This is a genomic window from Staphylococcus sp. GW823-FHT05F06 (genome assembly GCF_058795495.1).
In genome coordinates this window covers 19,594-31,999 of sequence record NZ_JBXAHW010000021.1, presented here as the reverse complement: position 1 = coordinate 31,999, position 12,406 = coordinate 19,594, and the positions used below count along the sequence as shown (strand labels likewise).

12 protein-coding genes and 1 pseudogene are annotated in these 12,406 nt (G+C 31.0%); 6 read left to right on the top strand and 7 right to left on the bottom strand.

Annotation, left to right across the window (positions count from 1 at the left end; all coding sequences use genetic code 11):
* Positions 1-176: 176 nt before the first annotated feature.
* Positions 177-548: a metal-dependent transcriptional regulator gene (locus tag AC1Q7N_RS10840; protein ID WP_308820364.1), complete on the bottom strand. Its 372-nt coding sequence runs from the start codon at positions 546-548 to the stop codon at positions 177-179.
* A 130-nt stretch (positions 549-678) separates the two neighbouring features.
* Here AC1Q7N_RS10840 and AC1Q7N_RS10835 point away from each other — a divergent pair, with 130 nt between their 5' ends.
* The 3 genes from AC1Q7N_RS10835 to AC1Q7N_RS10825 are packed head-to-tail and all read left to right on the top strand — an operon-like array spanning position 679 to position 3,220.
* Positions 679-1,416 (top strand): metal ABC transporter ATP-binding protein, encoded by a 738-nt coding sequence (locus AC1Q7N_RS10835; RefSeq protein ID WP_002497485.1) that lies wholly within the window; start codon positions 679-681, stop codon positions 1,414-1,416.
* Positions 1,409-2,248, top strand: a complete 840-nt coding sequence (locus AC1Q7N_RS10830; protein ID WP_002497486.1) for a metal ABC transporter permease — start codon at positions 1,409-1,411, stop codon at positions 2,246-2,248. The genes AC1Q7N_RS10835 and AC1Q7N_RS10830 overlap by 8 nt, the downstream gene beginning before the upstream one ends.
* A gap of 18 nt (positions 2,249-2,266) precedes the next feature.
* A complete protein-coding gene (locus AC1Q7N_RS10825) occupies positions 2,267-3,220 on the top strand; it encodes a metal ABC transporter substrate-binding protein (RefSeq protein WP_002497487.1) in 954 nt (317 codons plus the stop codon).
* Between the two features lie 242 nt (positions 3,221-3,462).
* Here the strand turns inward: AC1Q7N_RS10825 and AC1Q7N_RS10820 are convergent, their stop codons facing one another.
* The gene (locus AC1Q7N_RS10820; RefSeq protein WP_002497488.1) at positions 3,463-4,068 is read right to left on the bottom strand and encodes a recombinase family protein; all 606 of its coding nucleotides are present in this window, start codon (positions 4,066-4,068) and stop codon (positions 3,463-3,465) included.
* A gap of 215 nt (positions 4,069-4,283) precedes the next feature.
* Between AC1Q7N_RS10820 and AC1Q7N_RS10815 the strand changes: the two genes are divergently transcribed.
* Positions 4,284-5,672, top strand: a complete 1,389-nt coding sequence (locus tag AC1Q7N_RS10815; RefSeq protein WP_308820365.1) for a PHP domain-containing protein — start codon at positions 4,284-4,286, stop codon at positions 5,670-5,672.
* A gap of 600 nt (positions 5,673-6,272) precedes the next feature.
* Positions 6,273-6,581 (top strand): hypothetical protein, encoded by a 309-nt coding sequence (locus AC1Q7N_RS10810; RefSeq protein ID WP_049375393.1) that lies wholly within the window; start codon positions 6,273-6,275, stop codon positions 6,579-6,581.
* A gap of 133 nt (positions 6,582-6,714) precedes the next feature.
* Here the strand turns inward: AC1Q7N_RS10810 and AC1Q7N_RS10805 are convergent, their stop codons facing one another.
* A complete protein-coding gene (locus AC1Q7N_RS10805; RefSeq protein WP_023016171.1) occupies positions 6,715-6,807 on the bottom strand; it encodes a type I toxin-antitoxin system Fst family toxin in 93 nt (30 codons plus the stop codon).
* A gap of 320 nt (positions 6,808-7,127) precedes the next feature.
* The gene (locus AC1Q7N_RS10800) at positions 7,128-7,997 is read right to left on the bottom strand and encodes a nuclease-related domain-containing protein (RefSeq protein WP_049375392.1); all 870 of its coding nucleotides are present in this window, start codon (positions 7,995-7,997) and stop codon (positions 7,128-7,130) included.
* A 99-nt stretch (positions 7,998-8,096) separates the two neighbouring features.
* Between AC1Q7N_RS10800 and AC1Q7N_RS10795 the strand changes: the two are divergent.
* Positions 8,097-8,269 (top strand): annotated as a pseudogene (locus AC1Q7N_RS10795) (IS6 family transposase); the annotation flags it as partial.
* Between the two features lie 444 nt (positions 8,270-8,713).
* Here the strand turns inward: AC1Q7N_RS10795 and AC1Q7N_RS10790 are convergent.
* From AC1Q7N_RS10790 to AC1Q7N_RS10780, 3 genes are all read right to left on the bottom strand, one after another.
* On the bottom strand, positions 8,714-8,887 hold the full coding sequence (locus AC1Q7N_RS10790) for a hypothetical protein (protein ID WP_157173422.1): 174 nt from the start codon (positions 8,885-8,887) through the stop codon (positions 8,714-8,716).
* Positions 8,888-8,896: 9 nt separating this feature from the next.
* A complete protein-coding gene (locus tag AC1Q7N_RS10785; RefSeq protein WP_049375391.1) occupies positions 8,897-10,513 on the bottom strand; it encodes a hypothetical protein in 1,617 nt (538 codons plus the stop codon).
* A 114-nt stretch (positions 10,514-10,627) separates the two neighbouring features.
* Positions 10,628-12,406 (bottom strand): LPXTG cell wall anchor domain-containing protein (locus AC1Q7N_RS10780; protein ID WP_492713199.1); only part of this gene is annotated, 1,779 nt, incomplete at its 5' end.

The following is a 12,406-nucleotide window of genomic DNA, read 5'->3' as shown; positions in this document are numbered from 1 at the left end:
AATAAAGAAGCCAGTAAATGAATTTATAATAAACTCATTTACTGGCTAATTTGTTAGAAATTATGTCCCAGCCTCATTTATTTATGATTCGTATTCTTATTTTGAGGGCTGGGAGAGAATAATTGTTGCTTTGTACTGTACTTTTTATTAAAAAGCTTCATAGTTAATCATCCTTTTTAAAATTGTTTTGTTCTTAAGTATTCAGATAAACGTTGAACAAATTTATCTGATACGTGATTTTCGATTAAATCAACCTCTTGGTTGACTTCAGAAGAGTTGATATTTAATACTTTTATGAAAAACGCTTTAATAATCTCATGATTGTTAGTCATTTCTATCGTATAAGTTAATCCTTTCTTAGTTAACATAACACCACGATAATGTTCACTTTTGACAAAACCTGCTTCGGTTAATCGATCTAACATTTGGCTAATTGAAGGGGGCACTGCTCCTAACTTTTTAGATAACATTTTATTAGACACTAGCTCAATGTCTCCACCTAATTGGAAGATAATTTTCAAATATTTCTTTTGCGCATCAGTAATCATGATCCCACCTACAATTTTGATTTTTAAAGCAGAAATAGCTAGCCAAACTTCAAATTTTCGTTTGACTAAATAATATATTTAGGATAACCTAAATATATTATTTACGCAAGTGAAGAAAGAAGGGAATAGCGTGTTAGATGTACAAAACTTGTCAGTGGTTTATGATAATCAAACCCGAGCTTTACAAGATGTTTCTTTACAAATGATAGAAGGACAAATTGTTGGGATTATTGGCCCAAATGGGGCAGGTAAATCAACTTTGATTAAAGCAATGATTAATTTAATACCACACAAAGGACAAACATTTTTTAAAAGTAAGCCTATACATAAGCAACTTAAAAATCTTTCATACGTCGAACAAAAAAGTAATATCGATACAACGTTTCCTATGAAAGTTTTAGATTGTGTCATTTTAGGTATATACCCTCGGTTAAAACCGTGGCAGTTACCTGGGAAAAAAGAAAAAGCAATGGCAACAGAAGCCCTTAACAAAGTGGATATGTCGGAATATAAAGATCGACAAATAGGGGAGCTATCAGGAGGACAATTTCAACGAGTGTTAATTGCTAGAACGTTAGTTCAGAAAACAGATTTGATATTACTTGATGAACCTTTTGTTGGCATCGATATTACAAGTGAAAATATCATTGTTGATTTATTAAAAGAACTAGCTGAATCTGGAAAAACAATTTTAATTGTTCATCATGACTTATCCAAAGTCAGTAAATATTTCGATAGCCTTATTCTTTTAAATAAACATTTAATCGATTTTGGTTCTGTTGAAAATGTGTTTACGGGAGATAACTTAGCACAAGCCTTTGGCACAAATATTTTGATCCCTTCTGAAAGTGGGGATAAAAATGATTAGTCAATTTATACATGAGTTATTTCAGTTTAGTTTTCTTCAAAGAGCACTTGTAACTTCTGTTGTCATCGGAATCATCTGTGGCGTTATTGGTTGTTTCATCGTATTAAGAAGTTTGGCGCTAATGGGAGATGCTATCTCACATGCAGTTCTACCGGGTGTAGCTATTTCTTATATGATGGGCATTAATTTTTTCTACGGTGCGGTAGTCTTTGGGATTATGGCAGCTTTAGGAATCGGTTTCGTTAACCAAAACAGTAAAATCAAAAGCGATTCATCTATAGGTATTGTTTTTTCTGCCTTTCTAGCTTTAGGGGTTTTACTTGTTACGAAAGCGCAATCGTCCATAGATTTAACGGAAATTTTATTTGGTAATGTACTGACAGTTAAAGAACAGGATCGAACATTAACATTTATTGTCGCTGCGATTGTCTTAATTATTGTAGTGATCTTTTATAAAGAATTTTTACTATCAACGTTTGATCCAACCATGGCTGCAGCTTCAGGTTTACCAACAAAATTCATCCATTACACAATCATGGTGTTATTAACGTTAGTAACTGTTGCCTCATTACAAACCGTCGGTGTTATTTTAGTTGTTTCTTTATTGATTACGCCAGCTTCGACAGCTTATTTACTGACTAAAAGACTATCAACCATGATTCTTTTATCAGCATTGATAGGTGCTATTTCATCTATTATTGGGTTGTTCTTTAGTTTTACATTTAACTTACCTTCAGGTGTGGTTATTGTATTAGTTATTACAGCTATATTTATTATCACATTCTTCTTAGCACCTAGAAATGGGCTATTGTGGAGAATGATTAAACATTAACTTAGGAGGATTTTTATAATGAAAAAAGTGATATTATTTTTATTCACCATTACACTTTCTGTTGTTTTAGCAGCTTGTAGTAATGGAGATAAAGACGGTGATTCAGATAAAGAATTAGAATCAGTAGATAAAGATAAAATCAAAGTGGTCACAAGTTTTTCTATGATTGATGATATGGTTAAAGAAATTGGCGGAGAGCACGTTGAAGTTAAAAATTTAGTGCCTACAGGCACTGACCCGCATGACTACGATCCTAAACCAGATGACATTAAACATATCTCGAGTGCCGATTTGGTTTTCTATAATGGATTGAATTTAGAAGGTGGCAGTAAAGGTTGGTTATTTAAAGCTTTAGAGTCTTCTGATTTTTCAAAAGAAAATGCGATAAAAACATCAGAAGGTGTTAAACCTAAATACATTAAAGATGAAGATGGCAAAAAAGAAGTGAACCCTCATGCATTTATTGATCCGAAAGTAGGAGAAAAAATGATTAAAAATATCACGAAATCTTTATCTGAAAGAAATCCAAAAAACAAAGATTATTATAAAGAAAATGAAAAAGCATATTTAAAAAAATTACATAACATCGAAGATGATTATGAAAAACAATTAGGCGATATTCCTAAGAAAGATCGTGTTTTTGTAGCGAGTGAACAAGCTTTCCAATATTTAACAGACCGTTATGACCTAAAAGAAGGTTATATTTGGGCGATAGACACGGACGAGAATGGATCTCCAGAACAAATCAAAGATTTAGTAAAATTTATTGATAAAAATGAGCCATCTCACTTATTTGTAGAATCAAACGTAGATAAGCGTCCAATGGAAACCGTATCTAAAGAAAGTGGCGTATCAATTTACAAGAAACCAATTTACTCTGATGAAATTAGTAAAGAAGGTGGCGTAGCTGATACTTATCTTAAATATTTAGAGTATAATTTAGATGTTTTAACTGATGGATTGGAAAAATAACAATGAAACTAAAAGTGAGCGTTATTGTCTATATAGATAATAACGCTCACTTTTTTACTTATCTTTTGGAAGAGATGTTTCGTCTTCATATCTTATTAAAGGGAAAAATATGAAGAAGTTTGAAATTATCATTTTTACAGTTTAATAAAGTTTAGAATTTTAAATTAAAAGAAGCAGGTTATTGTATAACATATTATCATTTCCTAATGTGTTATACAATCACTTTTTACTCATTTTATTAATTATTTTGTTCTTTCATTTTTAATTCGATATACGGTCTGTCTTGTAATATCTACTTCTTTAGCAATTTTACTAATAGAAATTCCTTGATCTAACATTTCTACAACACGTTGATAAACTAAACGTTTCTGTGGGTCTTTCGCGTTTGGTGAGTAAAGGACAGGTCTGCCTTTATAGATACCTTTTTCTTTCGCTACCTTAATTCCCTGTGCTTGCCTACGCTTACTTTCATTTCTTTCTTGTTCTGAAATCATTGCTAAAATTTGAATGATTAAATCTTTCATGAACTTATCTAATAATGGGTTACCAATTGCTTCATTCATCATAGGCAAGCTTGTAATCATTAATTGAACTTCTTTTTCTTTTAAATAGTTCACCGTTTGAATAATCTCGTCATAATTTCTTCCTAGACGGTCAATCGATTCAACGATTAAACGATCTCCCATTCTTACAAAGTTCAATGTTTCTATAAAAATAGGTCTATCTTCAATCGATTTACCTGATTGTTTTTCTGTGAATATTTTTTCAGCACCAAATGCTTCTAAATTTTCAATCTGTCTATCTAAATTCTGATCAATGGTTGATACTCGTGCATAACCAACTATCATTTTCAACACCCTTTCTCATACACCCTAATCATACATTTAGAAACTGTATTTTACAAGGGCTCCTAATTGTTCAATTAGGGTAGGCCATAATCATACAAAATAATATAAATAGATATTCCAAAATATTATTTTGCTCATAAAAAGTAGTGTATAAAATAAGAGAGATTGTTAAAATGATTAGTATACTAAATGTTTTATGAAAGAGGAGTTGTACCTTGAAAAAAATTGATTTTCATATTCATACTAAAAAAACTGTTTCAGACGAAAATATTGATTTTAATTTTTCATTAGACGTTCTTAAAAAATATATAGAAACCAATGACTTAGATGGAATAGCTATTACTAATCATAATCATTTTGATTTAGATCAGTTTATTGAGATCAATAAAAATATTAGCATTAATTGCTTTCCGGGTATTGAAGTTAATCTAGTCAATGGACATATGTTATTAATCACACCTGAGGAGTACATAGAACAATTATCTTCTTGTTCTGAAAGATTATCTTCATATATAAAAGACAAAAATGACTATATTAACTTAGACGACTTTATTAAAATTTTTGGTAAAAAATTTTTGAAAGATTCACTATTAATCCCTCACTACGATAAAAAACCAAAAATTGATCAAGGTACTATAAATAAATTAGATGCGATATCAAGTATAAAGTGGGGAGAAGTTAATAGTCATAAGAAATTTTCTTATAACAAAAAAGATGAAATGAAGTTAACACCTCTAATATTTAGTGATATAAGAATAAATGATACATTAAATCATTTAGAAGTTAATAAACACACTTATATTCACACTAATACATTAACTATATCTTCTATAAAGCGAGCTTTAATGAATAAAAGTAATGTGAGCAGTAATATAGATGAAACTAGAGGTATCATCCATATGCCTAATGGATTAACTATATCTACAAGACTAAATGTAGTAGTTGGAGCAAGAGCATCTGGGAAAACCACACTCTTAGAAACATTAATAAATGATTATCATATAGATGCTAAATATATTAAGCAATTTGAATTAGTATCTGATAATGAAGAAAGTAATTTTCATAGCAGACTTCAAAAATCATACAGCCAAGAAACAAAGGATTATTTAAAACCTTTAGAAGATATTGTGGCAAATATAAAGGAAATTGACATAAAGCAAAGTCTTAGTAATTTATCTTCTTATATAACTTCGTTGCTTTCTTACGCAGAATACAAAAATAAAATGGACATTTATTCTAAAGCTAAATTGTTTAATGAAAAAGAATTAAAATTACCAGATACTAAAAATTTAAAAAACGCAATATCCAATGTTGAATCATTAATAAATAATCAAAAATATAACTATATTATTAATCAGGTTCTAGGAGTAAATAAATTAAAAGAATTATCCGTTGCATTACATACAGAACTTAGAAAATTAAAAAAAGAAGCATCTCTCGCACAATTAACAAATAACATAACAGAGATTATACAAAAAAAATTAACAACAAAATCTTCTACGCCTTCTGTCAAACGCACTAATTTATATGATATCGCTAAAGATATCCAACGTGTTAAAAGGTTTAATACTTTAGTAAATGGTATGAAAAAAGAAAAAAAATAAAAACTATTAAACTTCAAAATTTTTATAAAAGATCAATTAGAAAACCATTTAAAGGAGCACAAGAAATAAAATCACTTGCAAAATCTAAAGATAAATTTTCAGAAGCTTTTAATAAATACGACGATCCGTATGCTTATTTATGCGCACTTAAAGAAATTCCTTCAATTAATGTTACTGATCTTCACAAATTTTTTGTAAAAATTGATCACTCTATTGTTAACTATTCAGGACAAAAAATATCAGGAGGGCAAAGAACAGAATTTATTTTTCTTCAAAAAATACAAAACGCTTTAGATTATGATTATTTAATAATAGATGAACCTGAAGGTTCTTTTGATAACATATTTTTGAAAGAAAGTATAAACCAATATATTCAAGATGTTTCTAATAAGATTACAGTAATAATGACTACTCATAATAGTACTTTAGGAACATCGATAAACCCAGACTATCTTATATATTGCACAAAGAATAATGAAAATGATTTTGATGTATTTTATGGTTATCCAAATGATGAGTTTTTAAAAAATAAAAATAATATTACTGTTTCAAATAAGCAAGTACAATTAGATTATTTTGAGGCAGGTGAAAAAACCTACTATGAAAGGAACAAATTCTATGAAACTTTTAACAATTGATAAAAATTGCGCTCATTTTTTAGACTTAAATAAGGATGAATATAGAAACATTACTGAAATAACTTCAAATGATATTTATAAGTTACTAGAAGTAATATTAGAGTCAAATGTAACTATGGACAACTATGAAGATAAAAAAATTGATAACCCCGCCGAAGAAATAATTTACTCTAATATTTATAATCAATTTAAAGAAATAATAGAAGATAAAACAAATATTATTGATTCTATTAACGAAGAGTATAAATTAGCTGAAGAAAAATACAAATAGTATATTTCAGAATTTTGCATTCCTACCCTATATGATGCTATACTGTATTTAACAAAGAGAGTTCCATAGGTACACCAATCCCCTCACTATTTCCGGTAGTGAGGGGATTTTTTGGTGCAGCTATGTCGCCTTATTACTTGTTACGATTGTTTAGCCAAAACGTGAAAATCGCAACGATGCATCCTGAAATCACAGGTGCAATTATACTAACAAAGAGAATTGCCATAGGTCTCACCTCCTTCCATAGTAATTTCGCCTATGGAAGTTAAGGCGACTTCATTATTATATCATCTGTAAACATGTAAGCATATGCACTCCGATAAGTTGAATTATGTATTCTTTTCTATTTTTCTGTTGCTTTGTATTTTTTCAAATTCTTTTATATAGTTCGAAATCATTGCTGAAGTAATGTTTATATATCCTTTTTCAAGTTTTATTTTGGGATAAATAATTGTATAGCAAAGACAGAATACCTACTAAAAGGCCTATAATGGTTGCTATATTACTAAGTATGCTCAGCATATACTTTTTCTCCTGTTAATAATGTTATACGTTATACTTTTCAAATTTCTGCTTTAAATATTTTATTTGCTTTTCTTTCAACTTTCCAAATTTAAAATTTTTCATTCTATTTTTTAGTACATTATATAAATTTTCTTTCTGATTCACTCCAATTATCCCATTATTTTTATCTGATCCATCAATAAAATGATATTTATCATTGTGATAATTAAAGTATATAATACTATTTATAAAATATTTTTTATCTAAAAAATCATTTAATATCTTCATCGTTTTATATATCTGCTTATAAGGATTACCATTATTTTGATATGTTATTTCTCCGTTTTCATTTAATTTCAAAACAAAAGTTTGATGCTCATTTTCATCTTGTTTATAAAAAATATATCGATTCAATAATTTATGCTTAGTACCTCTTAAACTTTCTTTAGATATATTGTAATATATATCACCTTCCCAATATTTTGTTTCAAATATATAAATACCATAATCGCAAATAACCATATGATCTATTTGTCTAGGTTCGTTTAAATCATATAAAAAAAGATTATCGAACTTTATAAAATAATTGAGATTAACTTCTTCTTTCAACTGTTCAAAAATTTCTTGTAATTCCTTAGCAGCTTTGATTTCACCTATGTTTTTATCAAATATATGACCTGAACGATAACTTTCTTTTAAGTTTTGGTTTTCTTTACATACATCTTCATATTTTTGAGTTAGCTTGTTATAGCGAACCGATAAATCTTTATTTTGACTTTTATGCCTATCAATATTTAAAATTAGCGCTTGCTCATTTTCCTCCTTCAATTTAATATTATCAATGCTCTTTTTATAAAAATAAATTACTAAACAAAATAAGATAATAGAACATAATAACAAAGCGATAATCATCATACCCCACCCCTTAATTATTTATATCAATGCCTTTATAAAGTTTTATTACAAAGTTAATTTTATAGTATATATTTTAACAAAAAAGGAGCGTTCTCTATGAATTATTTTAGATATAAGCAATTTGATAAAGACGTAATCACTGTAGCGTTAGTTACTGTGACATATCTGAAATATTAAATGAACATGTTATTAACGTTTATCATTCAATGATCTATCGTTGGGTTCAAGAATATAATCTTACTTTGTATCAAATTTGGAAGAAAAAGTACATTCAATTACAGCAATTGGGCATTTCAAAAATAAAATTACCTCTTTAAAAATAGGGAGCTTTTGACTAACATTTAAAAAATTCATCAAAATTTATTTTGTGTTTCTTCTTCAATTTTATCAATTACTTGATAATTAATTTCTTGTTTTTTACTTTCTGTTAAACCAAAAGTTCACTCGTTAAATACTCTCTTTATTCCAAATATAAAAATGTCCTGTCAAACCACCTTCTTTTAGGAAATACAATTTGGCATGCTTTCCTTTCTATTTTATTTCTTTAGACAGTCTCAAATAAATAATACTTTGCATTTCATTTAACATTTTATAGTTAATTAAAATAGTCTTGATACTCACTAAAATAATTAGTTATTTCAATAAATTCTTTGCTACAAACTTAATATTACAATTAGGTTCTCTCATTATTACTTTTAACTGTATCTAGAAAATCATCTCCCCAATTTTTTTGTCCATGTTTCTTTATTTGGAGAAAAATACGCAGTCTTTTTGTTTTTTACAAATTTATATTTTGTTTCAAAATCATTTATTTCATTTGATTTACTATTATGAGCATCCTTTAACTCTCCACCTATAATATGATAAATTTTTTCAATTGTTAGCATAATCACTACCTACCCTTTGAACGCCTTTTGGTACTGTACATATCCTGATAGATAATGCTCAATATCATCAATACGGACACGATAACCATGGTGTTTAATAAAGAAACTTCCTAAAATTCTAGATGGATTTTTAAAGTACATTGCAGTTTCAGGGTAAAAGAAGCCTACTCTTTGATAATCTGCTCTAATATCAATAACTTCTTTTAAATATTCCTCATCTATCAAATGATTTACTAATTCCCCATAACCAGTTTCTTTGGCTTTTTGTACTAATCTATAAGTAGCCATTAACATTTCCAAGAATGTTGGGAAAGTAGTTTCACGATTTTTAATATAATCTAGATACGTATTCACATTTTTTATACCAAATTCAAAATATTTTTCTTGAGGGGTAATTTGAATTAATTCATTTGTACAATAACCTAGCCAATGATCATGATATTGCCAATATTTCTTCTTAAGGAAACGATCCATTAAATTTTCTACAGTTTTCAACCATACTTTATTATTATCTCTTTGATATAGTCTCAACAATGCAAGCGCAGCTTCGCCATCATAATAAATAATTCTGAATTTCTCTTTTACGCTTAAATCAGGATAATTCAATAAGTGCGTCGTTTCATACGTATCTTCATCAATCATTGAAAGAATACCTTTCGCTACTTTTTGAGCAGCTTCAAGATATTTAGGATTATTCTCATGTTTTAAATATTCACATATAGCGAATATAAATGAAGCATTTTGTCCTAATTTAATTTCATTAGCGTCTTCCGTATCATCATAGATATATGCTTTATCTTCAACTTCAAGTAATTGATTTGAAATAACATAATCAATTGCCTTTTCAACGGGTTGTAAACTTTTGCCTAAATAAGCTAATCCTTCTATCAAAGCATATGTAGAAGATGAATGTCTTAAAATATTATAAAATCCAATTTCATTATCAAAATGTGGGAAATATCCATAAATATACTTACCATTATCTAACAACATATTCTGTAAAAAATTAGTGCTAATTTCAATTAATTGATCAATTTCATTCTCTAAATGATCTACTTTTCTTAAACCTTTTCTATAACCATTGCTGTATAGTTCATATACTTTCTCATTACCTATGAAGAAACCATGTGTATAAAATTTAACAACTTCTTTTTCATTATAAAATTCACTAGAAAATGCCTTTTTATTAGTCGTATATTTACGTAAATAATTATTAATATTTTTTTCAGAAAGAAATAATTCTTTAGTAGAATTATCTGGTCGAACAAAAGCATTCGCATTAATTTCTTCAGGTAACACTGCTAAATTCCATTGACTATCAAATGCTATACCAAAATCCACATAATTACGTCTTGTATTAATCAATTCTTTTCTTAATTCTTTAAATAGAACTTTTTCTGTTGACGTAACAATATCTAATTTAATCCACTCTGGAAACTGACCTGTCCTCTTTTTAAATTTAAGTGCTAATTTCGAAATATCTTGCTTAAGATAATTAGTTTTTTTGATTAATTTAACTTGGGCTTTGATGTTAGGTTTACCCAAACTTATAAAAACATAATTATTAATTTCACTTTTATTATTTACTTCGGTTAATAATTTATCTAATTTATAGTCAAAATCCATAGTTTTCTCCTTATTAATTCTATTTATATCAATCTATATCATAGTATTTAAAAGAAAACCAGGCCATAGAAGGCCTGGTTTTAATTTTCATTGCGCAAATATAAAGACTACTTATTATTTTTCTTCATTATTTTTGTTTTTACGACGGCTGCCCGCTAAGAATAGTCCTCCAAGTGCAGCAAATAATGAACCAAATAATGTGCCATTATTTTGAGTGTTATTACCAGTATCAGGTAATTCGTTATCATTTGATTTATCTGCTTTGTCATTATGATCTTTGTCTGCATCTGAGTCAGCATCTGCATCTGAGTCTGCATCTGCATCTGAGTCTGCGTCTGCATCTGAATCAGCATCTGAGTCTGCATCTGCATCTGAGTCTGCATCTGAATCAGCATCTGCATCTGAGTCTGCATCTGAATCAGCATCTGCATCTGAGTCTGCATCTGCATCTGAGTCTGCATCTGCATCTGAGTCTGCGTCTGCATCTGAATCAGCATCTGCATCTGAATCAGCATCTGCATCTGAATCAGCATCTGCATCTGAGTCTGCGTCTGCATCTGAATCAGCATCTGCATCTGAATCAGCATCCGCATCTGAATCAGCATCTGAGTCAGCATCCGCATCTGAATCAGCATCTGAGTCAGCATCCGCATCTGAATCAGCATCCGCATCTGAATCAGCATCTGCATCTGAGTCTGCATCCGCATCTGAGTCTGCATCTGCATCTGAGTCTGCGTCTGCATCTGAATCAGCATCTGCATCTGAATCAGCATCTGCATCTGAGTCTGCGTCTGCATCTGAGTCAGCGTCTGCATCTGAGTCTGCGTCTGCATCTGAGTCAGCGTCTGCATCTGAGTCTGCGTCTGCATCTGAATCAGCATCTGCATCTGAGTCTGCGTCTGCATCTGAGTCTGCATCCGCATCCGCATCTGCATCTGCATCTGAGTCTGCATCTGCATCTGAATCAGCGTCTGCATCTGAATCAGCATCTGAGTCTGCATCCGCATCTGAGTCAGCATCCGCATCTGAGTCTGCATCTGAATCAGCATCTGCATCTGAGTCAGCATCCGCATCTGAGTCTGCATCTGAATCAGCATCTGCATCTGAGTCTGCGTCTGCATCTGAGTCTGCGTCTGCATCTGAGTCAGCATCTGCATCTGAATCAGCATCTGCATCTGAGTCAGCATCCGCATCTGAGTCAGCATCCGCATCTGAATCAGCATCCGCATCTGAATCAGCATCCGCATCTGAGTCTGCATCCGCATCTGAGTCTGCATCTGCATCTGAGTCTGCGTCTGCATCTGAATCAGCATCTGAATCAGCATCTGAGTCAGCATCTGCATCTGAATCAGCATCCGCATCTGAATCAGCATCTGAGTCTGCGTCTGCATCTGAGTCAGCATCTGCATCTGAATCAGCATCTGAGTCAGCATCTGCATCTGAGTCTGCATCCGCATCTGAGTCTGCGTCTGCATCTGAGTCAGCATCTGCATCTGAGTCAGCATCTGCATCTGAGTCTGCGTCTGCATCTGAGTCAGCATCTGCATCTGAATCAGCATCCGCATCTGAATCAGCATCTGAGTCAGCATCTGCATCTGAATCAGCATCCGCATCTGAATCAGCATCTGAGTCAGCATCCGCATCTGAATCAGCATCCGCATCTGAATCAGCATCTGCATCTGAGTCTGCATCCGCATCTGAGTCTGCATCTGCATCTGAGTCTGCGTCTGCATCTGAATCAGCATCTGCATCTGAATCAGCATCTGCATCTGAGTCTGCGTCTGCATCTGAGTCAGCGTCTGCATCTGAGTCTGCGTCTGCATCTGAGTCAGCGTCTGCATCTGAGTCTGCGTCTGCATCTGAATCAGCATCTGCATCTGAGTCTGCATCTGC